Genomic DNA, 24137 nt, shown 5'->3' on the forward strand with positions numbered 1-24137 from the left:
GCGCGCGGCGCCCCGAGGTGCTGGGATGCTAGCAAAATTTGGCCGTGCTGTACCGTTTTGTATGGCGGGACATACATGGCGCTGCGCAAAAGATTTTGCAAATCCGGGGAACTTGCCGACGCCGGCGGCCTAAACAACCGTAGACCGCGCTGGTGCATTGCAGTATCATCGACGGTTCACACGACATCAGTGGTTGTCTCATCCGGCCGCTTATGAGGCGGTCTTCCATGCAGACGCGCACCGCTTGAACCCGAGCCACAAGTTCGGCAGAGAGCATCCAAACAATTTTTTGCCGAAAATTGCAAAGGACTGAAATGAACATGCCCAGCGCGGAATTCTCCCACGCCGACAGCAATTCATCTGCCGCACCCGAAATGATCGGGGCGGAAATTCTCGTTCACGCACTTGCCGAAGAAGGCGTCGAGTACGTCTGGGGCTACCCCGGCGGCGCAGTGCTGTATATCTACGACGAGCTCCACAAGCAAACCAAGTTCGAGCACATCCTGGTGCGCCACGAGCAGGCCGCGGTCCATGCCGCGGATGGCTATGCACGCGCCACGGGCAAGGTGGGCGTCGCCCTGGTGACCTCCGGTCCCGGCGTGACCAATGCCGTCACCGGCATCGCCACCGCCTACCTCGACTCGATCCCGATGGTGGTGATCACCGGCAACGTGCCGACCCACGCCATCGGCCAGGACGCCTTCCAGGAGTGCGACACCGTCGGCATCACCCGCCCGATCGTCAAGCACAACTTCCTGGTGAAGGACGTGCGCGACCTCGCAGCGACCATCAAGAAGGCGTTCTTCATTGCCTCGACCGGCCGTCCCGGCCCGGTGGTGGTCGACATCCCCAAGGATGTCTCGCGCAATGCCTGCAAGTACGAGTACCCCAAGTCGATCGACATGCGCTCGTACAATCCGGTCAACAAGGGCCACTCGGGCCAGATCCGCAAGGCCGTGGCGCTGCTGCAGAACGCCGAGCGCCCGTACATCTACAGCGGCGGCGGCGTGGTGCTGGCCAATGCCAGCGACGAGCTGCGCCAGCTGGCGGCAATGACCGGCCACCCGGTGACCAACACGTTGATGGGCCTGGGCGCGTTTCCCGGCACTCACAAGCAGTTCGTCGGCATGCTCGGCATGCACGGCACGTATGAAGCCAACATGGCCATGCAGAACTGCGATGTGCTGATCGCCATCGGGGCCCGCTTCGACGACCGCGTGATCGGCAACCCGGCGCACTTCACCTCGCAGGCGCGCAAGATCATCCATATCGATATCGACCCGTCGTCGATCTCGAAGCGCGTCAAGGTCGACATCCCCATCGTCGGCAACGTCAAGGATGTGCTGCAGGAACTGATCGCCCAGATCAAGGCCAGCGACATCAAGCCCAAGCGCGAGGCGCTGGCCAGGTGGTGGGAGCAGATCGAGCAATGGCGCTCGGTCGACTGCCTGAAGTACGACCGCAGCTCCGAGATCATCAAGCCGCAGTACGTGGTGGAAAAGATCTGGGAACTGACCCACGGCGACGCCTTTATCTGCTCCGACGTCGGTCAGCACCAGATGTGGGCCGCGCAGTTCTACAAGTTCAACGAGCCGCGCCGCTGGATCAACTCCGGCGGCCTGGGCACGATGGGCGTGGGCCTGCCGTACGCGATGGGCATCAAGAAGGCCTTCCCCGAGAAGGAGGTCGTCACCATCACCGGCGAGGGCTCGATCCAGATGTGCATCCAGGAGCTGTCGACCTGCCTGCAGTACGACACCCCGGTGAAGATCTGCTCGCTCAACAACGGCTACCTCGGCATGGTGCGCCAGTGGCAGGAGATCGAGTACGACAACCGCTACTCGCACTCCTACATGGACGCGCTGCCTGATTTCGTCAAGCTGGCCGAGGCCTACGGGCATATCGGCATGCGCGTCGAGAAGACCTCGGACGTCGAGCCGGCGCTGCGCGAAGCATTCCGCCTGAAGGACCGTACCGTGTTCCTGGACTTCCAGACCGATCCCACCGAAAACGTCTGGCCGATGGTCCAGGCCGGCAAGGGCATTTCCGAAATGCTGCTCGGCGCGGAGGACCTGTAAATGCGACACATCATTTCGGTCCTGCTGGAAAACGAAGCCGGCGCGCTGTCGCGCGTGGTGGGCCTGTTCTCGGCCCGCGGCTACAACATCGAGACGCTGACCGTGGCGCCGACCGAGGACTCCTCGCTGTCGCGCATGACCATCGTCACCACCGGTTCGGATGACGTGATCGAGCAGATCACCAAGCACCTGAACCGCCTGGTCGAAGTGGTCAAGGTGGTCGACCTGACCGAAGGCGCGCACATCGAGCGCGAGCTGATGCTCGTCAAGGTGCGCGCCGTCGGCAAGGAACGCGAGGAAATGAAGCGCACCGCCGACATCTTCCGCGGCCGCATCATCGATGTCACCGAGAAGACCTACACCATCGAGCTGACCGGCAACGGCGTCAAGCTCGATGCGTTCCTGGACGCGATCGATCGCACCGCCATCCTCGAAACCGTCCGTACCGGCGGCTCGGGCATCGGCCGCGGCGAGCGCATCCTGAAGGTCTGACCGGCCCCGGCTCACGCAACGGCTTCACGCAGTATCCCCGGGGCGGCGCGATCCGGGCGCACACGATGCGCGCGAGGATGCCGCTCCTCTCATACAAAAGACAGAGATTGAAGGAATCATCATGAAAGTGTTTTACGACAAGGACGCCGACCTCTCCCTGATCAAGGGCAAGAACGTCACCATCATCGGCTACGGCTCGCAGGGCCATGCCCACGCGCTGAACCTGAAGGATTCGGGCGTCAATGTGACGGTCGGCCTGCGCAAGAGCGGCGCGTCGTGGAACAAGGCCGTCAACGCCGGCCTGCAGGTCAAGGAAGTGGCCGAGGCCGTCAAGAACGCCGACGTGGTCATGATCCTGCTGCCGGACGAGCAGATCGCCGACGTGTACAAGAACGAAGTGCACGCCAACATCAAGGAAGGCGCCGCGCTGGCGTTCGCCCACGGCTTCAACGTGCACTACGGTGCGGTGATCCCGCGCGCCGACCTCGACGTGATCATGATCGCGCCGAAGGCCCCGGGCCACACCGTGCGCGCCACCTACACGCAAGGTGGCGGCGTGCCGCACCTGATCGCCGTGCACCAGAACAAGTCCGGCGCCGCCCGTGACATCGCGCTGTCGTACGCCACCGCCAACGGCGGCGGCCGTGCCGGCATCATCGAGACCAACTTCCGCGAAGAAACCGAAACCGACCTGTTCGGCGAGCAGGCCGTGCTGTGCGGCGGTACCGTCGAGCTGATCAAGGCCGGCTTCGAGACCCTGGTGGAAGCCGGCTACGCGCCGGAAATGGCCTACTTCGAGTGCCTGCACGAGCTGAAGCTGATCGTCGACCTGATCTACGAAGGCGGCATCGCCAACATGAACTACTCGATCTCCAATAACGCCGAATATGGTGAGTACGTCACCGGCCCGCGCGTGGTGACCGAGGAGACCAAGAAGGCGATGAAGCAGTGCCTGAAGGACATCCAGACTGGCGAATACGCCAAGAGCTTCCTGCTGGAGAACAAGGCCGGCGCCCCGACCCTGATCTCGCGCCGCCGCCTGAACGCCGAGCACGAAATCGAAGTGGTGGGCGAGAAGCTGCGCGCGATGATGCCGTGGATCGCCAAGAACAAGATGGTCGACCAGTCGAAGAACTGATTCACAGCGCTGCCTGATGGCCCGCGCCGCACGGCGGCGGGCCGAAGCCGTTCAGCGTTCCGTGCCTTGCCCTTCTATCATCGGAAGGGGATTGCCGGGACCTGAACGGCTTTTTGTTATCCTTGTCGAACTTTTCGGGCAAGGCGTGCCGGATGCTGCTCCCCGCGGCGGCCGGCAGCGCGCGCGGCACGTGCGTGCCGCCGCCAGGCCGCCTTGCCCTGGCCTGTATCCACCGAAACACGTACTGCATGAACTATCCTCATCCGCTGATCGCCCGTGAAGGCTGGCCGTTCCTGGCCGGCGCCTTTGTCATCTCGCTGCTGGTGCATGCCAGCGCGGGCTTCTGGTGGGCGCTGCCGCTTTGGATCATCACGGTGTTCGTGCTGCAGTTCTTCCGCGACCCGCCGCGTCCGATCCCGTCGCAGCCCAATGCCGTGCTGGCCCCGGCCGACGGCCGCATCGTCGTGGTCGAGAAGACGATGGATCCGTACGCCAAGCGCGAGGCGCTGAAGATCAGCGTCTTCATGAATGTCTTCAACGTGCACTCGAACCGCGTCTCGGTCGACGGCGCGGTGGAGAAGGTCGAATACTTTCCCGGCAAGTTCGTCAATGCCGACCTCGACAAGGCGTCGACCGAGAACGAACGCAACGCGGTGCTGATCCGGCGCGCGGCCGACGGCCAGCTGGTGACGCTGGTGCAAGTGGCGGGCCTGGTGGCGCGCCGCATCCTGTGCTACACCAAGGCCGGCGACAATCTCTCGCGTGGCCAGCGCTACGGCTTTATCCGCTTCGGCTCGCGCGTCGACGTGTACCTGCCGCTCGACGCACGCCCGCGCGTGACCATCGGCGAGAAGGTGTCGGCCTCGTCGACCATCCTCGCCGAACTCGACGTGCAGTGAGCGGCGGCCTGACCGGAGGACAGTGATGGTTGCCTTCCATCGACGTAACAAGCGCAGCGGCAGCGGCAACGTGACCCACCTGCGGCCGTTCCGCCACAACCAGCTGCGCGGCGCCGACGACGACTTCGACGACGAAGCCGTCGACGACCACGATATCGTCTACCAGCGCCCGCGCCGGCGCGGCATCTACCTGCTGCCCAACGCCTTCACCACCGCGGCGCTGTTCGCCGGCTTCTTCGCCATCGTGCAGGCGATGAACATGCGCTTCGACGCCGCCGCCATCGCCATCTTCGCGGCCATGGTGCTCGATGGCATGGACGGGCGCGTGGCGCGCATCACCAATACGCAAAGCGCGTTCGGCGAGCAGTATGACTCGCTCTCGGACATGACCTCGTTCGGCGTCGCGCCGGCGCTGGTGATGTACGAATGGATCCTGCATGACCTCGGCAAGTGGGGCTGGATAGCAGCCTTTGTCTACTGCACCTGTGCGGCACTGCGGCTGGCGCGTTTCAATGCCAATATCGGCGTGGTCGACAAGCGCTTCTTCCAGGGTTTGCCGAGCCCGGCCGCGGCGGCCCTAGTGGCCGGCTTCGTCTGGCTGGTGATCGATAACAAGCTGCCGGTCAAGGAGCTGTGGATGCCGTGGGTGGCGTTCGGCATCACGCTGTACGCGGGGCTGTCGATGGTATCCAACGCGCCGTTCTACAGCGGCAAGGCGCTCGACGTGCGCTACCGCGTGCCGTTCGGCATGATGGTGCTGGTCCTGGTGCTGTTCGTGGTGGTCTCGACCGATCCGCCGGTGGCGCTGTTCGGGCTGTTCGTGGCCTATGCGATTTCGGGCTATGTGCTGTGGGCCTGGCGAGCCATGCATGGCAAGCCGGCGATCGAGAAGAAGCCGCGGGAATAAATCGCAGAAGGGCGCTCAGGCGCCCTTCATGCATTGCGGGATTCACAATTGTTTTCATGCCGCGGCCATCCGGGCGTGGCACTCTGCAGTGTTTTCCACCCACCGTCAGGAGGATGTCATGGGCATGTTCGACTTCATCAAGGAAGCGGGAGAAAAGCTGTTCGGCACCGGCGAGGCCAAGGCCGCGCAGGCAGCAGCCGCGGCGGATGCATCGGCGGAGAAGGTCGATGCCGCCAATCGCGCCGCGGGCGACGCGATCGAGGCGTATATCAGGAAGATGGGGCTGGACGCGACCGGGCTGATGGTGCAGGTCGACGGCTCGCAGGGACTTGTCACCGTGTTCGGCGTGGCACCCGACCAGGCCACGCGCGAGAAGATCATTTTGTGCGCCGGCAATGTCGAAGGCGTCGACAAGGTCGAGGACAAGATGTCGGTCAACGTCGAGTCCGCGGAATCGGGCTGGCACACCGTGGTCAAGGGCGACACGCTGTGGGCGATCGCGCAGGCCGCCTACGGCAACGGCGCCGACTACAACAAGATCTTCGAGGCCAACAAGCCGATGCTGAGCCACCCCGACAAGATCTACCCGGGCCAGAAGCTGCGTATCCCGCCCAAGGGCTGAGCCTCCGCGGACGGCGCGTGCGGCAAAACCCTGTGTTGCGCGTGCGCGCCAAGTCGGCTATAGTCGCAGCCATGATTTCGCGCCAAGTCCTAATCGCCCGCACCACCCTAGGTGGCCTACTAGGCCATCAGGTCGGGACGCGCGCGCGCTAAGGACGGACTCACCCTTAGCGCGAAATCCGCAAGGAATTTTCCAACGCCCCGGCCTGCTTCATGCACGCCGGGGCGTTTTGCATTCCACAGCCGTGGAGCGCGGAACAGGCGGTAAAGCCCCGGCCGCAGCATGCCGGGGACAGCACACGACAAGCAATCAGGAGCTCCACACCATGTCTGACAAACTCATCATTTTCGACACCACCTTGCGTGACGGCGAGCAGTCGCCCGGCGCCTCGATGACGCGCGAGGAGAAGATCCGCATCGCGCGCCAGCTGGAACGCCTGAAGGTCGATGTGATCGAGGCCGGTTTCGCCGCGAGCTCCAACGGCGACTTCGAGGCGATCCGCTCGATCGCGCAGGTGGTCAAGGACTCCACCATCTGCTCGCTGGCCCGCGCCAACGACAAGGACATTGCCCGCGCGGCCGAGGCGCTCAAGCCGGCCAACTCGTTCCGCATCCACACCTTCATTGCCACCTCCGCGCTGCACATGGAGAAGAAGCTGCGCATGACGCCGGACGAGGTCTACCAGCAGGCGCGCCTGGCGGTACGATTTGCGCGCCAGTTCACCGACGATATCGAGTTCTCGCCGGAAGACGGCAGCCGCTCGGACATGGACTTCCTGTGCCGCGTGCTCGAAGGCGTGATCGCCGAGGGCGCGACCACTATCAACCTGCCCGATACCGTGGGCTATGCCGTGCCGGAAGGCTATGCCGAGCTGATCCGCTCGGTGCGCGAGCGCATTCCCAACTCGGACAAGGCGGTGTGGTCGGTGCACTGCCATAACGACCTCGGCATGGCCGTGGCCAATTCGCTGGCGGCGGTCAAGATGGCCGGTGCGCGCCAGATCGAATGCACCATCAACGGCCTCGGCGAGCGCGCCGGCAACACCAGCCTGGAAGAGGTGGTGATGGCGGTGAAGACGCGCCGCGACTACTTCAACCTGGACCTCGGCATCGACACCACGCAGATTGTGCCGGCGTCCAAGCTGGTGTCGCAGATCACCGGCTTCGCGGTGCAGCCGAACAAGGCCGTGGTCGGCGCCAACGCCTTCGCGCATGCCTCGGGCATCCACCAGGATGGCGTGCTCAAGGCGCGCGACACCTACGAGATCATGCGCGCCGAAGACGTGGGCTGGACCGCCAACAAGATCGTGCTGGGCAAGCTCTCGGGCCGCAATGCCTTCAAGCAGCGCCTGCAGGAGCTGGGCATCGAGCTCGAAAGCGAGAGCGAGGTCAACGCCGCCTTCACGCGCTTCAAGGAGCTGGCCGACCAGAAGGCCGAGATCTTCGACGAGGACATCGTCGCCATCGTCTCGAACGAAGCCCAGCACGACGCCAACGAGCACTTCCGCTTTATCTCGCTGTCGCAGCGCTCCGAGACCGGCGAGCGACCGCATGCGCGCGTGGTGTTCAGCATGGACGGCCAGGAGCAGAGCGGCGAGGGCGAGGGCAACGGCCCGGTCGATGCCACGTTGCATGCGATCGAGTCGCGCGTGGCCAGCGGCGCCGAGATGGTGCTGTATTCGGTGAACGCCATCACCGGCGGCACCGAGGCCCAGGGCGAAGTGACGGTGCGCCTGTCCAAGGCCGGCCGCATCGTCAACGGCGTGGGCACCGACCCGGATATCGTCGCGGCCTCGGCCAAGGCCTACCTGGCCGCGCTGAACAAGCTGCACGACAAGGCCGTGCAAAAGATCAACCCGCAGATCTGACCCAGGCCCCTGCGCTGACGGCGGAAGGCCTACCCGGCCCGAACGTACGGACCAGGCCCGCCATTCCCGACCCGGGGATGGCGGGCTTTTTCATGGGCGCAGTCAGAACAGGCGGCGCTCGTCCGGGTCGTAGAGCGGGTCGGGCGTGATCTGGGTCCGGCGCAGCACGCCGGCATCGTCGAAATAGAAGTGGAACAGCGACGGCCATACGTCTTCGTGGCGGAAGCGGTAGGACCAGACCTCGTTGCGCATGCGCGGGTAGTAGCTGATCGGCAGCCGCGTCATGCCAAAGTGCTCGGCCACGTCGCGCTTGGTCCAGGTGTTGACCTGCGCCTTGTACAGTTCCGGCGTCGACAGCATGTTGCGGAACGCGGTCAGGTTGCCGTTGCGGTCGAAGTCGGCGCCATAGGCATACTGGCCCATCGGCTGCTTCGAGTAGATCCAGCGCGTGGTGCCATCGCGCAGCGGGAACACGTCGGTGGGCGGCCCGAACATGCCCTGCACCGCTGCCTGCGGCTGGCCCACCAGCCGCGTCCCTTCCTGCTCCGGCATCAGCGTGGCGCAGGCGGACAGCATGGCGACGCCCAGCGCCAGCACGAGACGGCGCGCGCCCTTGGCGAAGACGGAATTCATGGCTGGACCTCGATCGATGTATGGGGTGTGGATACCGCCAGTGTAGTCCGGCAGCGGCAAGTGTGTGCGTTCGGCGCTGCTTTTGTGCGGATCTGCCGATAACGCGGCCGGTTCTCCATGGAACTGGCGGTGCGGATGCGGTCTGCGCCGGTATTTGCCGGCAGCGGGACGCTGCCGTACCATCCAGCGCTTTCCAGGAGAGACGAATGACGGTTGCGGCGCGGTGGCGGGGATGGCTGGGCGGGTTGTTGCTGGCGGCAGCGGCGGGCGCATCCGCGCAGGAGCCGATCCGGCTGGGCATGATCGATGGCCTCTCCGGCCCGTTCGCCAATGCCGGCGAAGCGGTGGCGCGCAACCTGCGCCTGGCGATCGAGCGCATCAATGCGCGCGGCGGCGTCAAGACCGCCGAGGGCGCGCGGCCGCTCGAGCTGGTCACCTTCGACAGCAAGGGCAATGTCGATGAAAGCCTGATCCAGCTGCGCGCGCTGACCGACAAGCGCATCCCCTTTGTCTTGCAGGGCAACAGCTCGGCGGTGGCGGGGGCGCTGGTGGCGGCCATCAACCGCCATAACGCGCGCCAGCCGGACGCGCGCGTGCTGTTCCTGAATTATTCGGCGGTCGATCCCAGCCTGACCAACGAGAACTGCAGCTTCTGGCATTTCCGCTTCGATGCCAGCGCCGACATGCGCATGCAGGCGCTGACCGAGGTCATTCGCCAGGACCAGGCGGTGCGCCGCGTCTACCTGATCGACCAGGACTACAGCTTCGGCCACCAGGTGGCACGCTCGGCGCGCGAGATGCTGGCGGCGCGCCGGCCCGATATCCAGATCGTCGGCGACGAGTTCCACCCGATCGGCAAGATCAAGGACTTCGCGCCCTATATCGCCAAGATCAAGGCCAGCGGGGCCGATGCGGTCATCACCGGCAACTGGGGCAACGACCTGACGCTGATGGTCAAGGCCGCGCGCGAGGGCGGGCTGCGGGCCAAGTTCTATACTTTCTACGGCAATGGCCTGGGCGCGCCGGCGGCGATGGGCGATGCCGGGGTCGGGCGCGTGCTGGCCGTGGCCGAGTGGCATCCCAATGTGGGCGGCGCGGCGTCCGACGCGTTCTACCAGGAATTCCGCGCGCGCTATCCGGAGCCCAAGGACGACTACGTCCACCTGCGCATGCAGATGATGGTCGAGATGCTGGCGCGCGCGATCACGCAGGCCGGCTCCACCGACGCGGTCAAGGTGGCGCGCGCGCTCGAGCACATGCGCTACGTCAACGACTTCCACGAGGCCACGGTGCGGGCCGACGACCACCAGGTGCTGCAGCCGCTGTACGTGTCGGTGATGGAGCGCCAGGGCGGCGCCGTGCGCTTCGACAACGAGGGCTCGGGCTATGGCTTCCGCACCGTGCGCAAGCTCAAGGCGGCGCAGACCACGCTGCCGACCACCTGCCGGATGGAGCGTCCGTGAGCGGCGGGGCGGCGGGTACTCCTGCGCCGGCTTTTCGGCTATAATCCGCGGCTGTCGTTACCTGGCCCCGGTCCGGTGGCGGCACTAGCCAGTCAATTACATGGCACGACGCATGCGGCGCATCCCGCGCTGTAGCGTTCGCAAGTGAAAGGAAATCATCATGGCAGTCGCCGATATCAACAAGTCCGAAGTCATCAAGCAGTTCGCACGTGGCGCCAACGACACTGGCAGCCCCGAAGTGCAAGTGGCCCTGCTGACCACCCGCATCAACGAACTGACCCCGCACTTCAAGGCCAACATGAAGGACCACCACAGCCGCCGCGGCCTGCTGCGCATGGTGAGCCGCCGTCGCCGCCTGCTGGACTACCTCAAGTCCAACGATGCCGACCGTTACCGCGCCCTGATCGAAAAGCTGGGTCTGCGCAAGTAAGGTTGCGTCCGATGGCAGCGCGATTCCAGGGTTTGCACGGTTTCGCGTGAGGCCTCGATGCCTGCTTCAGCATTGCTGGGCAGGCATTTTGCATTTCTGGCGGCCGACTCCGTGTCGCCAGGGTGCAAGCGGTGAATGGAGTGATTTTCGCTTCACGCCGCCCGGCCATGTCGATGGCGCGGGCGCCGTTGCGGCAAGCCGCGCAACGGAGTAAGTTGTTCTTTTTATCCAACACCCGGATCGGGCAAGGAAACAGGGCTTTGTGTCATTCCAGCACGGCATCGGCAACGCCGGTGCCATGCTGGAATGGCATAGCACTTCCCTGCGACCGCGACCGGCAACCCGGCAGTTTGCCTGCGGCTGAGAACGCAGGCGTCGCCGGCCGCGCGCGTGTCATTGCGTGAATCGCGCGGCCAGCACGCAAGTCAAGGAATGCACATGTCCATGTTCAACAAGGTCGTCAAGGAATTCCAGTGGGGCCAGCACAAGGTCCGCATGGAAACCGGCGAAATCGCCCGCCAGGCTGGCGGCGCCGTGCTGGTCGATGTGGAAGACACCGTGGTGCTGGCGACCGTGGTCGCCGCCAAGAACCCGAAGCCGGGCCAGGACTTCTTCCCGCTGACCGTCGATTACATCGAGAAGACCTACGCCGCCGGCAAGATCCCCGGCGGCTTCTTCAAGCGTGAAGGCCGTCCGTCGGAAAACGAGACCCTGACCTCGCGCCTGATCGACCGTCCGCTGCGCCCGCTGTTCCCGGAAGGCTTCTACAACGAAGTGCAGGTGGTGGTGCATGTGGTGTCGCTGAACCCGGATGTGCCCGCCGACATCCCCGCGCTGATCGGCGCCTCGGCCGCGCTGGCCGTGTCGGGCATCCCGTTCAGCGGCCCGGTGGGCGCCGCGCGCGTCGGCTACAAGGACGGCCAGTACCTGCTGAACCCGACCCGCTCGCAGCTCGCCACCTCTGACCTGGACCTGATCGTCGCTGGTACCGAGCGCGCCGTGCTGATGGTGGAATCGGAAGCCAACCAGCTGTCGGAAGACGTGATGCTGGGCGCCGTGGTCTATGGCCACGAGCAGATGCAGACCGCCATCAACGCCATCCATGAACTGGTGCGCGAAGGCGGCAAGCCGGAGTGGGACTGGGCCCCGGCCGCCAAGAACGAGCCGCTGATCGCCAAGGTCACCGAAGTCGCGCTGCCGCTGCTGCAGGAGGCCTACCAGCTGCGCCAGAAGTCGGCGCGCAGCCAGAAGCTGAAGGAAGTGTCGGCCAATGTCGCCGCCGCGCTGGCCGAGGCCGGCGTCGAAGCCGACAAGGTGGAAGTCGGCAACATCATGTTCGACCTGGAAGCGAAGATCGTTCGCGGCCAGATCCTGAACGGCGAGCCGCGCATCGACGGCCGCGACACCCGCACCGTGCGCCCGATCGAGATCCGTTCGTCGGTGCTGCCGCGCGCGCACGGCTCGGCGCTGTTCACCCGCGGCGAGACCCAGGCGCTGGTGGTGGCCACGCTGGGCACCAAGAGCGACGAGCAGATCATCGACGCGCTGGCCGGCGAGTACCGCGACCGCTTCATGCTCCACTACAACATGCCTCCGTTCGCCACCGGCGAGACCGGCCGCGTGGGCAGCCCGAAGCGCCGCGAAATCGGCCACGGCCGCCTGGCCAAGCGCGCACTGATCCCGGTGCTGCCGAAGGACGATGAGTTCGCCTACACCATCCGCCTGGTGTCGGAAATCACCGAATCCAACGGCTCGTCGTCGATGGCTTCGGTCTGCGGCGGCTGCCTGGCGCTGATGGACGCCGGCGTTCCGGTCAAGGCGCACGTGGCCGGCGTGGCCATGGGCCTGATCCTGGAGGGCAACAAGTTCGCCGTGCTGACCGACATCCTGGGCGATGAAGATCACCTGGGCGACATGGATTTCAAGGTGGCGGGTACCGACAACGGCATCACCGCGCTGCAGATGGACATCAAGGTCCAGGGCATCACCAAGGAGATCATGCAGGTTGCGCTGGCGCAGGCCAAGGAAGGCCGCCTGCATATCCTGTCGAACATGCAGGAAGCGATGGGCCACGCCCGCACCGAGCTGTCGGCGCACGCACCGCGCATGATCACCATGAAGATCCATCCGGACAAGATCCGCGAAGTGATCGGCAAGGGCGGTTCGACCATCCAGGCGCTGACCAAGGAAACCGGCACCACCATCGACATCCAGGAAGACGGCACCATCACCATCGCCTCGACCTCGACCGAAGGCATGGCCGAAGCCAAGCGCCGCATCGAGGGCATCACCGCGGAAGCCGAAGTGGGCAAGATCTACGCCGGTACCGTGCTGAAGCTGCTGGACTTTGGCGCCATCGTCAACATCCTGCCGGGCAAGGACGGCCTGCTGCACATCTCGGAAATCGTCAACGAGCGTGTCAAGGACATCAAGGACTGGCTGAAGGAAGGCCAGCAGGTCCGCGTCAAGCTGATTCAGGCCGACGAGAAGGGCCGCCTGCGCCTGTCGCTGAAGGCCGCGCTGGCGGAAGAGGGCGGCAGCATCAGCCCGATCAACGCCGGCGAAGGCGCTGCCCCGGCAGCACCGGCTGGCGGCTCGGAACAGCAGCAGTAAGCGGGGCACTACTGTCCCATTGGGGCCGCCGCAAGGCGGTGCCGCGGAAAAACGGCCGGGCGATGCCCGGCCGTTTTTTTGTTTACACTGCGGCAACCCATCGAGCCAAGGCTCACACCGAGCAAAGACAAGGAGCAAAGAAGCATGCAAGCCATCGAGATCCGCGAATACGGTGCCCCCGAAGTCCTCCAGCTGACCGAGCGGCCCGATCCGGTGCCCGCCGCGGGGGAGGTGCTGATCCGCGTGGCAGCCGCTGGCGTGAACCGCCCGGACGTGTTCCAGCGCACCGGCAACTACCCCGTGCCGCCGGGCGCGTCGGACCTGCCCGGCCTGGAGGTGGCGGGCGTGGTGGTCGGCGGCGACCTGTCGCATGCCGACAACCGCTTCGGCCTCAAGGTGGGCGACCGCGTCTGCGCGCTGGTGCAGGGCGGCGGCTATGCGCAGCTGTGCACCGCGCCGCTGGCGCAGGTCCTGCCCGCGCCGCAGGGCCTGAGCGATATCGAGGCCGCGGCGCTGCCGGAGACGTTCTTCACCGTGTGGAGCAATGTGTTCGATCGCGGCTACCTGGGCCAGGGCCCCCGTGGAAAGGACGAAACCCTGCTGATCCAGGGTGGCTCCAGCGGCATCGGCACCACCGCGATCCAGATCGCCAAGGCGTTGGGCTTCAAGGTCTTCGTCACTGCCGGCACCGATGAAAAGTGCAAGGCCTGCGAAGACCTCGGCGCCGATCGCGCCATCAACTACAAGACCCAGGACTTCGTTGCCGAGGTCGCTACGCTGACCGGCGGCAAGGGTGTGGACGTGATCCTCGACATGGTCGCCGGCCCGTACCTGGCGCGCGAGCTCAAGTGCATCGCCGACGATGGCCGCATCGTCATCATCGCGCTGCTGGGTGGCGCCAAGGCCGAGATCCCGCTGGGCGACATCCTGCGCCGGCGCATCACCGTGACCGGCTCGACGCTGCGTCCGCGCCCGGCATCGTTCAAGGGCAAGATCGCCGCGGCGCTGCATGAGCAGGTGTGGCCGCTGCTGGCGTCCGGCAAGATCAAGCCGGTGATCCACCAGGTGTTCCCGGCCGCGCAGGCGGCCGACGCGCACCGGCTGATGGAATCGAGCGAGCATATCGGCAAGATCGTGCTGACCTGGTAAACCGGCGGGCGTAGCGCCTTGCCCCTGCCACACGCTACAATAGCGGGTTTGATTTGGGAGGGGCACCTCGTGAGACAAAAGCTCGTCATCGGCAATTGGAAGATGCACGGCAGCCTGGCTGCCAACGCGGCACTGCTGGAAGGCATCAAGGCTGGCGCTGGTGTGACCGGCGCGACGCTGGCGGTCTGCGCGCCGTTCCCCTATCTTGCACAATGCCAGGCGCTGCTGAATGGCTCCAAAGTGGCCTGGGGTGCACAAGATGTGTCGGCGGAAGCGCGCGGCGCCTTCACCGGCGAAGTGGCGGCATCCATGCTGGGCGAGTTCGGCTGCACCTATGTCCTAGTCGGCCACTCCGAGCGCCGCACCTACCATGGCGAGACCGACCAGGCCGTCGCGGCCAAGGCGCTGCGGGCGCTGGAGTTCGGCATCGTCCCGGTGGTCTGCGTGGGCGAGACCCTGGCCCAGCGTGACGCGGGCGAGACCGAGGCCGTGGTCGGCCGGCAGTTGCAGGCGGTGCTGGAAGCGCTGACGGTGGAGCAACTGGGCCGCGTGGTGCTGGCCTATGAGCCGGTGTGGGCCATCGGCACCGGCAAGACCGCCACCAGCGCGCAGGCGCAGGCGGTGCATGCCTTCCTGCGCGGCCTGCTTGCCGCGCGCGATGCGGGCGTGGCCGAGCGCATGGCAATCCTGTACGGCGGCAGCGTCAAGCCCGACAATGCGGCCGAACTGTTTTCGATGACCGATATCGACGGGGGCCTGATTGGCGGCGCCTCGCTCAAGTCGGAAGATTTTCTCGCGATCGGCAACGCCTGAATGCCGGCCGTTCCGATCGACCGATCAGGCAAGTAAGCTTATTTAAATCAAATGGCAATCTTCAAGACTTTGTTGGTGGTGCTGCAGGTGTTGTCGGCGCTGGGCGTAATCGGCCTGGTGCTGATCCAGCATGGCAAGGGTGCCGATGTGGGCGCGGCCTTCGGCTCGGGCGCCTCCGGCAGCCTGTTCGGCGCCACCGGCTCGGCAAACTTCCTGTCGCGCACCACCGCCGTGCTGGCCACGCTGTTCTTCGTCTGCACGCTGGCGCTGACGTTGCTGGGCAACTACAAGCCCGCTGCGTCGCTAGGTGTGATGGGCGCCGCCCCGGCCTCGGCGCCCGCCACGGCAGGTGCATCGGCCCCGGCCGCAGCCCCGGCTGCTGCTGCAGACGCTTCCGCGCCCGCAGCCCCCGCTGTACCGAAATAATCCGATTGCCTTGCGGCGGATTCCTGAGTTTTTTTGCAGTTGTGCGTTGAACAAAGCAAGAAATTTGGGTTAGAATGCAAGGCTTGAAACGATTCCCCAGCGATGGGTTCCGCGCAAAGACGAAAGCCTTTGTAACGGACCTGAAGGGCTTGAAAACCCGGCGCCAGGCAATATTGTTTCTCCCCCAGCCGACGTGGTGAAATTGGTAGACACGCTATCTTGAGGGGGTAGTGGCGAAAGCTGTGCGAGTTCGAGTCTCGCCGTCGGCACCAAACAACTTGATCGGAGTCCCTGGCCGGGCAATGCACCCGCGCATGGGACTCCGGCAGTCCGCAAGGCGGCGCGCCGTGATTCTCATGGCTTAGCGCCTGGGGTGGGCAACAGGACGCCGCTTCAGCTGGTGCTGTTGACAACATTCCAGATAAGGCTGGCCGTACCTTGAATCTCGAAGCCTACTTCCCCGTTCTCATCTTCATCATCTTTGGTGTCGTGCTTGGCGTGGCACTGATGTCGATCGGTCGGATCCTCGGTCCGAACAAGCCCGATCCCGCGAAGCTGTCTCCGTACGAGTGCGGCTTCGAAGCGTTCGAGGACGCGCGCATGAAGTTCGACGTGCGCTACTACCTCATCGCCATCCTGTTTATCCTGTTCGATCTCGAAACCGCCTTCCTGTTTCCCTGGGGTGTCGCCCTGCGGGATATCGGCTGGCCTGGTTTCATCGCCATGGGCGTGTTTCTGCTGGAATTCATCGTGGGCTTCGTCTACATCTGGAAAAAGGGCGCGCTCGATTGGGAGTGATGTGAAATGGCAATCGAAGGCGTTCTCAACGAAGGCTTTGTCACGACTACCGCTGACAAGCTGATCAATTGGACCCGCACCGGGTCGCTGTGGCCGATGACGTTTGGCCTGGCCTGCTGTGCCGTGGAAATGATGCATGCCGGCGCCGCGCGCTATGACCTGGACCGCTTCGGCGTGGTGTTCCGCCCGTCGCCGCGCCAGTCGGACGTGATGATCGTGGCCGGCACGCTGTGCAACAAGATGGCCCCCGCGCTGCGCAAGGTCTACGACCAGATGGCGGAACCGCGCTGGGTGATCTCGATGGGCTCGTGCGCCAACGGTGGCGGCTACTACCACTATTCGTACTCGGTGGTGCGTGGCTGCGACCGGATCGTGCCGGTGGACATCTACGTCCCGGGCTGCCCGCCGACGGCCGAGGCGCTGATCTACGGCGTGATCCAGCTGCAGAACAAGATCAGGCGTACCAACACCATCGCGCGCAAGGGCTGAAATGGCGAAGCTCGACATCCTGAAGGCCGCGCTCGAGAAGGCTCTCGGCAAGCGCGTGCAAAAACTGATCGAGGCGACCGGCGAACTGACGCTGATCGTCAAGGCCGGCGACTACCTGGAAGCCGCCCGCATCCTGCGCGACGATCCCTCGCTGCGCTTCGAGCAGCTGATCGACCTGTGCGGCGTCGACTATTCCGAATTCGGCGACGGTGCCTGGGACGGCCCGCGCTTTGCCGCCGTCTCGCACCTGCTGTCGGTTACCCACAACTGGCGCCTGCGCCTGCGCGTGTTCGCTCCGGAGGATGATTTCCCGGTGGTGGCCAGCCTGATCGACGTGTGGAACTCGGTGAACTGGTTCGAGCGCGAAGCCTTCGATTTCTACGGCATCGTGTTTGACGGCCATCCGGACCTGCGCCGCATCCTGACCGACTACGGTTTCGTCGGCCATCCGTTCCGCAAGGATTTCCCGGTCTCCGGCTACGTCGAGATGCGCTACGACCCCGAACAGAAGCGGGTCATCTACCAGCCGGTCACGATCGAGCCGCGCGAGATCACGCCGCGCGTGATCCGCGAGGACAAGTACGGCGGTTTGGAGCACTGAGAACGCGCCATGGCAGACATCAAGAATTACACCCTGAACTTCGGCCCGCAGCACCCGGCCGCGCACGGCGTGCTGCGCCTGGTGCTGGAACTGGACGGCGAAGTCATCCAGCGCGCCGACCCGCATATCGGGCTGCTGCACCGTGCCACCGAGAAGCTGGCCGAACAGAAGTCCTGGATCCAGAGTGTGCCCTACATGGACCGCCTCGACTACGTGTCGATGATGTCCAACGAGCACGCCTACGTGATGGCGATCGAACGTCTGATCGGTCTCGAAGTACCGGTCCGCGCTCAGTACATCCGCGTGATGTTCGACGAGATCACCCGCATCATGAACCACCTGATGTGGATCGGTGCGCACGCGCTCGACGTGGGCGCGATGGCGGTGTTCCTGTACGCCTTCCGCGAGCGCGAAGACCTGTTCGACATGTACGAGGCGGTGTCGGGCGCGCGCATGCACGCGGCCTACTATCGTCCGGGCGGCGTCTACCGCGACCTGCCTGACACGATGCCGCAATATCGTGCCTCGAAGGTCCACAACGAGCGTGCCATCAAGGCCATGAACGAAGCGCGTTCGGGCTCGCTGCTGGACTTCATCGAGGACTTCACCAACCGCTTCCCGAAGTACGTCGACGAATACGAGACGCTGCTGACCGACAACCGGATCTGGAAGCAGCGCCTGGTGGACATCGGCGTGGTCAGCCCGGAACGCGCGCTGCAGATGGGCTTTACCGGCCCGATGCTGCGCGGCTCGGGCATCGAATGGGACCTGCGCAAGAAGCAGCCGTACGAGGTGTACGACAAGCTGGACTTCGATATCCCGGTGGGCGTGGGCGGCGATTGCTACGCGCGCTACCTGGTGCGCGTGGAAGAGATGCGCCAGTCCAACCGCATCATCAGGCAGTGCATCGAATGGCTGCGCCGCAATCCGGGCCCGGTGATTACCGATAACCACAAGGTGGCGCCGCCCTCGCGCGTGGACATGAAGTCCAACATGGAAGAACTGATCCACCACTTCAAGCTGTTCACCGAAGGCATGCACGTGCCCGAAGGCGAAGCGTACGCAGCGGTGGAACACCCGAAGGGCGAGTTCGGCATCTACGCGATCTCGGACGGCGCGAACAAGCCGTACCGCTTGAAGATCCGTGCACCTGGCTTCCCGCACCTGGCCGCGCTGGACGAAATGGCCAAGGGACACATGATTGCTGACGCGGTAACGATCATCGGCACGCAAGACATCGTCTTCGGCGAGATCGACCGCTAATCACGGACCGCCGGCCCGGACGACGATCCGGGCGCTTTCCGAGGAGCCCCGCCGAGCGGGGCGGCCCGGAAGACCCGCGGCGGACCGGCACGGCCTCAGGCCCGCCGGCGGAACGGCAGCGACGGCTGCAAACCTGCGGAGAGACGCCCGGTGGCGCTGTCTCCGGCGTTTTACTGCAATGACCATGCTATCAGCAGAAGCTCTCAAGGAAATCGATCGCGCGATCGCGAAGTATCCGGCCGACCAGAAGCAGTCGGCCGTGATGGCGGCGCTTGCCGTGGCGCAGGGCGAGGTGGGCTGGGTTTCCCCCGAAGTCATGCAGTTCGTCGCCAGCTATCTCGAGATGCCGCCCGTGTGGGTGGAAGAGGTGGCGACCTTCTACAACATGTACGACACCAAGCCGGTGGGCAAATTCAAGCTCGCCGTCTGCACCAACCTGCCGTGCGCTCTGTCGGGCGGCGAGCGGGCTGGCGAGTACCTGAAGCGCAAGCTCGGGATCGACTACAACGAGACCACCGCTGACGGCTGCTTCACGCTGAAAGAGGGCGAGTGCATGGGCGCTTGCGGCGACGCTCCGGTGATGATCGTCAACAACACCCGCATGTGCAGCTTCATGAGCGACGACAAGCTCGACGCGCTTGTCGACGAGCTCAAGGCTGAAGCTGCCAAGGGGGGCAAGTAATATGACCAGTCTGCACGACCGCCATATCCAGCCGCTGATCCTGGCCGGGCTGGACGGCAAGAATTGGCACTTGGAAGACTACGTCAAGCGTGGCGGCTACCAGCAACTGAAGCGCATCCTAACCGAGAAGATCCCGCCCGAGCAGGTGATCGCCGACGTCAAGGCCTCGGGCCTGCGCGGCCGCGGCGGTGCGGGCTTCCCGACCGGCCTGAAGTGGAGCTTCATGCCGCGCACGTTCCCGGGTCAGAAATACCTGGTCTGCAATACCGATGAAGGCGAGCCCGGCACGTTCAAGGACCGCGACATCATCCGCTTCAACCCGCACTCGCTGATCGAAGGCATGGCCATCGGCGCGTATGCGATGGGCATCACCGTGGGCTACAACTACATCCACGGCGAGATCTGGAACGAATACAAGATCTTCGAGGAAGCCCTCGAAGAGGCGCGTGCTGCCGGCTTCCTGGGCGACAACATCCTGGGCTCGGGCTTCAGCTTCCAGCTGCACGCCCACCACGGCTATGGCGCCTACATCTGCGGCGAGGAAACCGCGCTGCTCGAATCGCTGGAAGGCAAGAAGGGCCAGCCGCGCTTCAAGCCGCCGTTCCCGGCCAGCTTCGGCCTGTACGGCAAGCCGACCACCATCAACAACACCGAGACCTTCGCCGCGGTGCCGTTCCTGCTGGCCATCGGTCCCGAGAACTACCTGAAGCTGGGCAAGCCGAACAACGGCGGCACCAAGATCTTCTCGATCTCGGGCGACGTCGAGCGTCCCGGCAACTACGAGATCCCGCTGGGCACGCCGTTCGCCAAGCTGCTGGAACTGGCAGGCGGCATGCGCGGCGGCAAGCGCATCAAGGCGGTGATCCCGGGCGGCTCGTCGGCGCCGGTGGTGCCGGGCGACCTGATGATGGCGTCCGACATGGACTATGACTCGATCGCCAAGGCCGGCTCGATGCTGGGCTCGGGCGCGGTGATCGTGATGGACGAGACGCGCTGCATGGTCCGCTCGCTGCTGCGCCTGTCGTACTTCTATTTTGAGGAATCGTGCGGCCAGTGCACGCCGTGCCGCGAAGGCACCGGCTGGCTGTACCGCATGGTCAATCGCATCGAACACGGAGAAGGGCGCCAGGAAGACCTGGACCTGCTCAACAACGTCGCGGAAAACATCATGGGCCGCACCATCTGCGCGCTCGGCGATGCCGCGGCGATGCCGGTCCGCGGCATGCTCAAGCACTACTGGAAAGAGTTCGAATATCACGTCGAACACAAGCAGTGCATGGTTCCGGCCTACATCTAAGCGTGGCAGAACATGGTTGAACTAGAGATCGACGGCAAGAAGGTTGAGGTTGCTGAGGGCAGCCTGGTGATGGAAGCGGCCCGCAAGCTGGGCACCTACATCCCGCACTTCTGCTACCACCGCAAACTGTCCATCGCGGCCAACTGCCGCATGTGCCTGGTCGAGGTCGAGAAGGCCCCGAAGGCGCTGCCTGCCTGCGCCACGCCGGTGACCCCCGGCATGAAGGTCTTCACCAATTCGGAGAAGGCGGTCAAGGCGCAGAAGTCGGTGATGGAATTCCTGCTGATCAACCACCCGCTGGATTGCCCCATCTGCGATCAGGGCGGCGAGTGCCAGCTGCAGGACCTGGCCGTTGGCTACGGTGCCTCGGAGTCGCGCTACAAGGAAGAGAAGCGCGTGGTGTTCCACAAGAACGTGGGCCCGCTGATCTCCATGGAGGAGATGACCCGCTGCATCCATTGCACCCGCTGCGTGCGCTTCGGCCAGGAAGTGGCCGGCGTGATGGAGCTGGGCATGCTCAACCGCGGCGAGCATTCCGAAATCACCACCTTCGTCGGCAAGACCGTCGACTCGGAACTGTCGGGCAACATGATCGACCTGTGCCCGGTCGGCGCGCTGACCAGCAAGCCGTTCCGCTATTCGGCCCGTACCTGGGAACTGGCGCGCCGCAAGTCGGTGTCGCCGCACGACGGGCTGGGCGCGAACCTGGTGGTGCAGACCAAGAACCAGCGCGTGATGCGCGTGCTGCCGCTGGAAAACGAAGACATCAACGAGTGCTGGATCTCCGACAAGGACCGCTTCTCGTATGAAGGCCTGAACAGTGCCGACCGCCTGACCCGCCCGCTGCTGAAGCAGGGCGGCGAATGGATGGAAACCGACTGGCAGACCGCACTGGAATACGTGGCCAATGGCCTGGCCGGCATCAAGCGCGAGCATGGCGCCGACCAGATCGCTGCGCTGGCCAGTCCGCACAGCACGCTGGAAGAACTGTTCCTGCTGGGCAAGCTGATGCGCGGCCTGGGCAGCGACAACGTCGACTTCCGCCTGCGCCAGTCCGACTTCTCGGCCGCGCTGAAGGGCGCGCCCTGGCTGGGCATGCCGGTGGCCGACGTGACCACGCTGCAACGCGCGCTGGTGATCGGCTCGTCGCTGCGCAAGGACCATCCGCTGCTGGCCTCGCGCCTGCGCCAGGCGACCAAGAAGGGCGCCCGCGTGACCGTGCTGGGTGCCGGCGGTGAAGACCTGCTGATGCCCGCCAACCGTATCGACGTGGCCCCGTCGGGCTGGGCCGCTGCGCTGGCCGGCGTGGCCCGTGCCGTGGCCGCCGCCAAGGGCGTGGCCGCCCCGGCCGGCACCGAAGGCTTCGACGGTGGCGACGCCGCCGCCAAGGCCGCCGAGTCGCTGCTGTCGGGCGAGCGCCGCGCCGTGTTCCTCGGCAACGAGGCGGTGCGCCACCCGCAGTTCTCGGCGCTGCACGCGCTGGCACAGTGGATCGCCACCGAAGCCGGCGCCACGTTGGGCTTCCTGACCGAAGCGGCCAACACCGTCGGCGGCTATATCGCCGGCGCGCTGCCGAAGCAGGGCGGTGCCAATGCGCAGGCCATGCTGGAGACGCCGCGCAAGGCCTACATCCTGCTGAACACCGAACCCGAGTTCGACGCCGCCGACCCGCGCCAGGCGCTGGCGGCGCTGGCCCAGGCCGGTACCGTGGTGGTGCTGTCGCCGTTCCGCTCGGAAGCGGCGATGCAATACGCCGACGTGATCCTGCCGGTGACGCCGTTCACGGAAACCGCCGGCACCTTCGTCAACTGCGAAGGCAAGCCGCAGAGCTTCAACGGCGTGGTGCGCGCGCTGGGCGAAGCGCGCCCGGGCTGGAAGGTGCTGCGCGTGCTGGGCAACCTGCTGGACGTGGCGGGCTTCGACTACGAGACCGCCGAGTCGGTCCGCGCCGAAGTGCTGTCGGCCCCGGTCGAGGCCCAGCTCGACAACGCCACCGATGCGCCGATCCGCGTGGCCGCTGCCGGCGCCAACGGCATCGAACGCATCGCCGACGTGCCGATCTACCACGCCGACCCGATCGTGCGCCGCGCCGAGTCGCTGCAGCTGACCGCTGCCGCGCGCCGCGCCATGCAGATCGCGCTGCCGGCCGACCTGTTTGCGCGCCTGGGCATCCAGTCGGGCGACCCGGTCCGCGTCACGCAAGGGCAGGGCAGCGTGGTGCTGCCGGCCGTGCTCGAAGCCACGCTGCCGGCCAACACCGTGCGCGTGCCGGCGGCAACGCCGGCGGCCATGGGCCTGGGCGCCATGTTCGGCACGGTCACCGTAGAGAAGGCCATCGACCTGGCGCCGGCCAAAGCCGGCGCCGTGGCCACGGCGTAAGAACAACAGCGAGAAGAAGACATGATTGACTGGATTACCTCGCAAGGGCAGGGCGCGCTGGGTGCATACTGGACGCCGCTGTGGATCCTGATCCGCGCCGTGCTGATCGTGGTGCCGCTGCTGCTGTGCGTGGCTTACCTGATCCTGTGGGAGCGCAAGCTGATCGGCTGGATGCACGTCCGTCTCGGCCCGAACCGCGTCGGCCCGCTGGGCCTGCTGCAGCCGATCGCCGACGTGCTGAAGCTGCTGCTCAAGGAAGTCATGATGCCGACGCAGGTCAGCCGCGGCATGTACCTGATCGCGCCGCTGATGGTGCTGATGCCTGCCGTAGCGGTCTGGGCCGTGATTCCGTTCCAGGCCGAAGTGGTGATGGCTGACGTCAACGCCGGCCTGCTGTACGTGATGGCGATCAGCTCGGTCGGCGTCTACGGCGTGATCCTGGCCGGCTGGGCCTCGAACTCCAAGTACGCCTTCATCGGCGCCATGCGTGCCGCGGCACAGATGGTGTCGTATGAAATCGCCATGGGCTTCGCGCTGGTGACGGTGCTGATGGTTGCCGGCAGCCTGAACCTGTCGGCCATCGTCAACGGCCAGAACACGGGCTACTTCGCCGACATGGGCATCAACATCCTGTCGTGGAACTGGCTGCCGCTGCTGCCGATGTTCGGCGTCTACTTCATCTCGGGCGTGGCCGAAACCAACCGCCACCCGTTCGACGTGGTGGAAGGCGAATCGGAAATCGTGGCCGGCCACATGATCGAATATTCGGGCATGGGCTTCGCGCTGTTCTTCCTGGCCGAGTACATCAACATGATCATCATCTCGGCCATGACCGCGCTGATGTTCCTGGGCGGCTGGGCGCCTCCGTTCTCGAGCGCGATCACCAACGCGGTCCCCGGCTTCTTCTGGCTGCTGGTCAAGGTTTTCCTGCTGCTGTCGGTCTTTATCTGGATCCGTGCCTCGTTCCCGCGCTACCGCTATGACCAGATCATGCGCCTGGGCTGGAAGGTGTTCATTCCCCTGACCGTGGTGTGGCTGATCATCGTGGCGATCTGGATCAAGTCGCCGTGGAACATCTGGCACTGAACAGCCAGGCGA

23 protein-coding genes and 1 tRNA gene are annotated in these 24137 nt (G+C 65.1%); 22 read left to right on the top strand and 2 right to left on the bottom strand.

Translation table 11 applies throughout. The features are described 5' to 3' along the window. The first annotated feature begins 314 nt into the window (after positions 1–314). The 3 genes from ACEI37_RS15730 to ilvC all read left to right on the top strand — a co-directional run bounded on the left by ACEI37_RS15730 (position 315) and on the right by ilvC (position 3708). On the top strand, positions 315–2078 hold the full coding sequence (locus ACEI37_RS15730) for an acetolactate synthase 3 catalytic subunit (protein ID WP_373379677.1): 1764 nt from the start codon (positions 315–317) through the stop codon (positions 2076–2078). Then, the gene (ilvN, locus tag ACEI37_RS15735; protein WP_012352317.1) at positions 2079–2570 is read left to right on the top strand and encodes an acetolactate synthase small subunit; all 492 of its coding nucleotides are present in this window, start codon (positions 2079–2081) and stop codon (positions 2568–2570) included. It begins immediately after the preceding gene. Between the two features lie 121 nt (positions 2571–2691). Next, the gene (ilvC, locus tag ACEI37_RS15740; protein ID WP_012352318.1) at positions 2692–3708 is read left to right on the top strand and encodes a ketol-acid reductoisomerase; all 1017 of its coding nucleotides are present in this window, start codon (positions 2692–2694) and stop codon (positions 3706–3708) included. A 1-nt stretch (position 3709) separates the two neighbouring features. Here ilvC and ACEI37_RS15745 read toward each other — a convergent pair whose 3' ends face one another. After that, complete coding sequence (locus ACEI37_RS15745) at positions 3710–3958, bottom strand: hypothetical protein (RefSeq protein WP_373379678.1); 249 nt, start codon at positions 3956–3958, stop codon at positions 3710–3712. Here ACEI37_RS15745 and ACEI37_RS15750 point away from each other — a divergent pair. The 4 genes from ACEI37_RS15750 to ACEI37_RS15765 all read left to right on the top strand — a co-directional run bounded on the left by ACEI37_RS15750 (position 3957) and on the right by ACEI37_RS15765 (position 8003). Further along, a complete protein-coding gene (locus ACEI37_RS15750) occupies positions 3957–4607 on the top strand; it encodes a phosphatidylserine decarboxylase (protein ID WP_092314072.1) in 651 nt (216 codons plus the stop codon). The genes ACEI37_RS15745 and ACEI37_RS15750 overlap by 2 nt on opposite strands. 25 nt (positions 4608–4632) lie before the next feature. Continuing rightward, positions 4633–5514, top strand: a complete 882-nt coding sequence (gene pssA / locus ACEI37_RS15755) for a CDP-diacylglycerol--serine O-phosphatidyltransferase (RefSeq protein WP_111519553.1) — start codon at positions 4633–4635, stop codon at positions 5512–5514. A gap of 118 nt (positions 5515–5632) precedes the next feature. Then, the gene (gene lysM / locus ACEI37_RS15760; protein WP_092314068.1) at positions 5633–6136 is read left to right on the top strand and encodes a peptidoglycan-binding protein LysM; all 504 of its coding nucleotides are present in this window, start codon (positions 5633–5635) and stop codon (positions 6134–6136) included. 325 nt (positions 6137–6461) lie between these two features. Further along, complete coding sequence (locus tag ACEI37_RS15765) at positions 6462–8003, top strand: 2-isopropylmalate synthase (RefSeq protein ID WP_373379679.1); 1542 nt, start codon at positions 6462–6464, stop codon at positions 8001–8003. Positions 8004–8105: 102 nt separating this feature from the next. On the opposite strand, the gene ACEI37_RS15770 is transcribed toward ACEI37_RS15765, so the two are convergent. Further along, positions 8106–8636 carry a hypothetical protein gene (locus ACEI37_RS15770; protein WP_373379680.1) on the bottom strand — a complete coding sequence of 177 codons (531 nt, stop codon included), beginning with the start codon at positions 8634–8636 and terminating at the stop codon, positions 8106–8108. Positions 8637–8842: 206 nt separating this feature from the next. Between ACEI37_RS15770 and ACEI37_RS15775 the strand changes: the two genes are divergently transcribed. The 15 genes from ACEI37_RS15775 to nuoH all read left to right on the top strand — a co-directional run bounded on the left by ACEI37_RS15775 (position 8843) and on the right by nuoH (position 24125). Then, a complete protein-coding gene (locus ACEI37_RS15775) occupies positions 8843–10099 on the top strand; it encodes a branched-chain amino acid ABC transporter substrate-binding protein (protein ID WP_062797748.1) in 1257 nt (418 codons plus the stop codon). A gap of 160 nt (positions 10100–10259) precedes the next feature. Then, positions 10260–10529: a 30S ribosomal protein S15 gene (rpsO, locus tag ACEI37_RS15780; RefSeq protein ID WP_010809136.1), complete on the top strand. Its 270-nt coding sequence runs from the start codon at positions 10260–10262 to the stop codon at positions 10527–10529. Between the two features lie 438 nt (positions 10530–10967). Further along, a complete protein-coding gene (gene pnp, locus ACEI37_RS15785; protein ID WP_373379681.1) occupies positions 10968–13142 on the top strand; it encodes a polyribonucleotide nucleotidyltransferase in 2175 nt (724 codons plus the stop codon). Between the two features lie 144 nt (positions 13143–13286). Continuing rightward, positions 13287–14291: an NAD(P)H-quinone oxidoreductase gene (locus ACEI37_RS15790; RefSeq protein ID WP_373379682.1), complete on the top strand. Its 1005-nt coding sequence runs from the start codon at positions 13287–13289 to the stop codon at positions 14289–14291. Between the two features lie 69 nt (positions 14292–14360). Next, positions 14361–15104, top strand: a complete 744-nt coding sequence (gene tpiA / locus ACEI37_RS15795; protein WP_373379683.1) for a triose-phosphate isomerase — start codon at positions 14361–14363, stop codon at positions 15102–15104. 51 nt (positions 15105–15155) lie between these two features. After that, positions 15156–15530: a preprotein translocase subunit SecG gene (secG, locus tag ACEI37_RS15800; RefSeq protein ID WP_111519561.1), complete on the top strand. Its 375-nt coding sequence runs from the start codon at positions 15156–15158 to the stop codon at positions 15528–15530. Between the two features lie 187 nt (positions 15531–15717). Continuing rightward, positions 15718–15802: transfer RNA gene (locus tag ACEI37_RS15805), tRNA-Leu, on the top strand. Positions 15803–15968: 166 nt separating this feature from the next. Next, a complete protein-coding gene (locus tag ACEI37_RS15810; protein ID WP_010809131.1) occupies positions 15969–16328 on the top strand; it encodes an NADH-quinone oxidoreductase subunit A in 360 nt (119 codons plus the stop codon). A gap of 6 nt (positions 16329–16334) precedes the next feature. Next, the gene (locus tag ACEI37_RS15815) at positions 16335–16817 is read left to right on the top strand and encodes an NADH-quinone oxidoreductase subunit B family protein (protein WP_020203631.1); all 483 of its coding nucleotides are present in this window, start codon (positions 16335–16337) and stop codon (positions 16815–16817) included. A 1-nt stretch (position 16818) separates the two neighbouring features. After that, positions 16819–17418 carry an NADH-quinone oxidoreductase subunit C gene (locus ACEI37_RS15820; protein ID WP_115708774.1) on the top strand — a complete coding sequence of 200 codons (600 nt, stop codon included), beginning with the start codon at positions 16819–16821 and terminating at the stop codon, positions 17416–17418. A 9-nt stretch (positions 17419–17427) separates the two neighbouring features. Next, the gene (locus ACEI37_RS15825; protein ID WP_373379684.1) at positions 17428–18681 is read left to right on the top strand and encodes an NADH-quinone oxidoreductase subunit D; all 1254 of its coding nucleotides are present in this window, start codon (positions 17428–17430) and stop codon (positions 18679–18681) included. Positions 18682–18865: 184 nt separating this feature from the next. Then, positions 18866–19363, top strand: a complete 498-nt coding sequence (gene nuoE / locus ACEI37_RS15830) for an NADH-quinone oxidoreductase subunit NuoE (protein WP_010809128.1) — start codon at positions 18866–18868, stop codon at positions 19361–19363. Between the two features lies 1 nt (position 19364). Beyond that, positions 19365–20660: an NADH-quinone oxidoreductase subunit NuoF gene (gene nuoF / locus ACEI37_RS15835; protein ID WP_116317529.1), complete on the top strand. Its 1296-nt coding sequence runs from the start codon at positions 19365–19367 to the stop codon at positions 20658–20660. A gap of 12 nt (positions 20661–20672) precedes the next feature. Then, positions 20673–23039, top strand: coding sequence for an NADH-quinone oxidoreductase subunit NuoG (gene nuoG, locus ACEI37_RS15840; protein ID WP_373379685.1), 2367 nt, complete (start codon positions 20673–20675; stop codon positions 23037–23039). Positions 23040–23060: 21 nt separating this feature from the next. After that, positions 23061–24125: an NADH-quinone oxidoreductase subunit NuoH gene (gene nuoH, locus ACEI37_RS15845; protein ID WP_373379686.1), complete on the top strand. Its 1065-nt coding sequence runs from the start codon at positions 23061–23063 to the stop codon at positions 24123–24125. The last annotated feature ends 12 nt before the right edge of the window (positions 24126–24137 follow it).

Source organism: Cupriavidus nantongensis, assembly GCF_041726985.1.
GTDB classification, from domain to species: domain Bacteria; phylum Pseudomonadota; class Gammaproteobacteria; order Burkholderiales; family Burkholderiaceae; genus Cupriavidus; species Cupriavidus nantongensis_A.

What these genes read in the sequence shown, in the direction of transcription:
- ACEI37_RS15730 (WP_373379677.1), top strand. Translation starts at nt 315, where the DNA reads ATGAACATGCCCAGCGCGGAATTCTCCCACGCCGACAGCAATTCATCT.
- ilvN (WP_012352317.1), top strand. Translation starts at nt 2,079, where the DNA reads ATGCGACACATCATTTCGGTCCTGCTGGAAAACGAAGCCGGCGCGCTG.
- ilvC (WP_012352318.1), top strand. Translation starts at nt 2,692, where the DNA reads ATGAAAGTGTTTTACGACAAGGACGCCGACCTCTCCCTGATCAAGGGC.
- ACEI37_RS15750 (WP_092314072.1), top strand. Translation starts at nt 3,957, where the DNA reads ATGAACTATCCTCATCCGCTGATCGCCCGTGAAGGCTGGCCGTTCCTG.
- ACEI37_RS15745 (WP_373379678.1), bottom strand. Translation starts at nt 3,958, where the DNA reads ATGCAGTACGTGTTTCGGTGGATACAGGCCAGGGCAAGGCGGCCTGGC.
- pssA (WP_111519553.1), top strand. Translation starts at nt 4,633, where the DNA reads ATGGTTGCCTTCCATCGACGTAACAAGCGCAGCGGCAGCGGCAACGTG.
- lysM (WP_092314068.1), top strand. Translation starts at nt 5,633, where the DNA reads ATGGGCATGTTCGACTTCATCAAGGAAGCGGGAGAAAAGCTGTTCGGC.
- ACEI37_RS15765 (WP_373379679.1), top strand. Translation starts at nt 6,462, where the DNA reads ATGTCTGACAAACTCATCATTTTCGACACCACCTTGCGTGACGGCGAG.
- ACEI37_RS15770 (WP_373379680.1), bottom strand. Translation starts at nt 8,636, where the DNA reads ATGAATTCCGTCTTCGCCAAGGGCGCGCGCCGTCTCGTGCTGGCGCTG.
- ACEI37_RS15775 (WP_062797748.1), top strand. Translation starts at nt 8,843, where the DNA reads ATGACGGTTGCGGCGCGGTGGCGGGGATGGCTGGGCGGGTTGTTGCTG.
- rpsO (WP_010809136.1), top strand. Translation starts at nt 10,260, where the DNA reads ATGGCAGTCGCCGATATCAACAAGTCCGAAGTCATCAAGCAGTTCGCA.
- pnp (WP_373379681.1), top strand. Translation starts at nt 10,968, where the DNA reads ATGTCCATGTTCAACAAGGTCGTCAAGGAATTCCAGTGGGGCCAGCAC.
- ACEI37_RS15790 (WP_373379682.1), top strand. Translation starts at nt 13,287, where the DNA reads ATGCAAGCCATCGAGATCCGCGAATACGGTGCCCCCGAAGTCCTCCAG.
- secG (WP_111519561.1), top strand. Translation starts at nt 15,156, where the DNA reads ATGGCAATCTTCAAGACTTTGTTGGTGGTGCTGCAGGTGTTGTCGGCG.
- ACEI37_RS15815 (WP_020203631.1), top strand. Translation starts at nt 16,335, where the DNA reads ATGGCAATCGAAGGCGTTCTCAACGAAGGCTTTGTCACGACTACCGCT.
- ACEI37_RS15820 (WP_115708774.1), top strand. Translation starts at nt 16,819, where the DNA reads ATGGCGAAGCTCGACATCCTGAAGGCCGCGCTCGAGAAGGCTCTCGGC.
- ACEI37_RS15825 (WP_373379684.1), top strand. Translation starts at nt 17,428, where the DNA reads ATGGCAGACATCAAGAATTACACCCTGAACTTCGGCCCGCAGCACCCG.
- nuoE (WP_010809128.1), top strand. Translation starts at nt 18,866, where the DNA reads ATGCTATCAGCAGAAGCTCTCAAGGAAATCGATCGCGCGATCGCGAAG.
- nuoF (WP_116317529.1), top strand. Translation starts at nt 19,365, where the DNA reads ATGACCAGTCTGCACGACCGCCATATCCAGCCGCTGATCCTGGCCGGG.
- nuoG (WP_373379685.1), top strand. Translation starts at nt 20,673, where the DNA reads ATGGTTGAACTAGAGATCGACGGCAAGAAGGTTGAGGTTGCTGAGGGC.
- nuoH (WP_373379686.1), top strand. Translation starts at nt 23,061, where the DNA reads ATGATTGACTGGATTACCTCGCAAGGGCAGGGCGCGCTGGGTGCATAC.